Origin of the sequence: Methylobacterium goesingense, assembly GCF_022179225.1 — a bacterium.
GTDB lineage: Bacteria > Pseudomonadota > Alphaproteobacteria > Rhizobiales > Beijerinckiaceae > Methylobacterium > Methylobacterium goesingense.
The window spans coordinates 1-1,044 of sequence record NZ_BPQL01000248.1; the positions used below are offsets into that span (position 1 = coordinate 1).

The 1,044-nt window shown below is 68.9% G+C and carries 1 protein-coding gene; it reads left to right on the top strand.

Annotated features, from left to right (window positions below):
* On the top strand, positions 1–967 hold a 967-nt coding region (locus tag MFF30_RS25660; protein ID WP_238283082.1), incomplete at its 5' end, for an efflux RND transporter periplasmic adaptor subunit.
* Positions 968–1,044 lie beyond the last annotated feature (77 nt).

Sequence of the window (1,044 nt, forward strand, 5' to 3'; positions counted from 1 at the left end):
CGCCTCCCAGCAGGCCGACCGTCTGGAACAGCTGCTCTCACGCCAGACCGCGAGCCAGGCGCAGTACGATGCCGCCTATGCGGGCCTGAAACAGGCCCAGGCCGAAGTCGCCGGCGCCAAGGCGACCCGTGACCGGGCTAAGCTCAACCTCGGCTACACGGATGTCCGCGCCCCCATCTCGGGCCGCATCGGCCGGGCACTCCTCACCGAGGGTACCCTGGTGGAGCAGGGCGGAACCGCCAACCTCGCGACCATCCAGCAGCTCGACCCGATCTACGTCGACATCACCCAGTCGGTGGGGGAGCTGAACAAGCTGCGCCGGGATCTCGCCAGCGGCGAGCTCTCGCGGCTCTCGGCCGACACCGCGAACGTCCACCTCATCATGGATGACGGCTCGCTCTACGGCTCGGCCGGCAAGCTGCTGTTCTCCGACGTGACCGCCGACCCCAGCACCGGACAGGTGACCCTGCGGGTGCTGTTCCCGAACCCGCACGACGAGCTGTTCCCCGGCATGTATGTCCGCGCCCGCATCAAGCAGGGCATCGACACCGACGCGCTCGCGGTGCCGCAGCAGGCGATTCAGCGCACCAGCGACGGCAAGGCCGAGGTCTGGGTCGTGCGCGACGACAGCAAGGTGATGCTCCAGCCCGTGGAAGTCGGCTCCGTGGTCGGCAACCAGTGGATCATCCGCTCCGGCCTCAAGGCCGGCGACCGGGTCGTGGTCGAGGGCGTGCAGAAGATCGCCGCCGGCCAGGAGGTAAAGACCGTCGAACTGAAGACGGCCTCCGAGGATCACGAGCCGAAGCCGCGCGATACCGACGTCGCGGACGCCGACGCCCAGCCGCGCCAGGCCAAGGGGGAAGTGGTCAAGACCGACGCGCCGAAACCCGATGCGGCCAAGTCTGACGCGGCCAAGTCCGGCGCAGCCAAGCCCGATGCGGCCAAGCCCGTTTCGCAGGTGCGCTGAACCATGGCCCGCTTCTTCATCGACCGTCCGGTCTTCGCGTGGGTCGTCGCCCTCTTCATCATCCTCGGCGGCGCGCT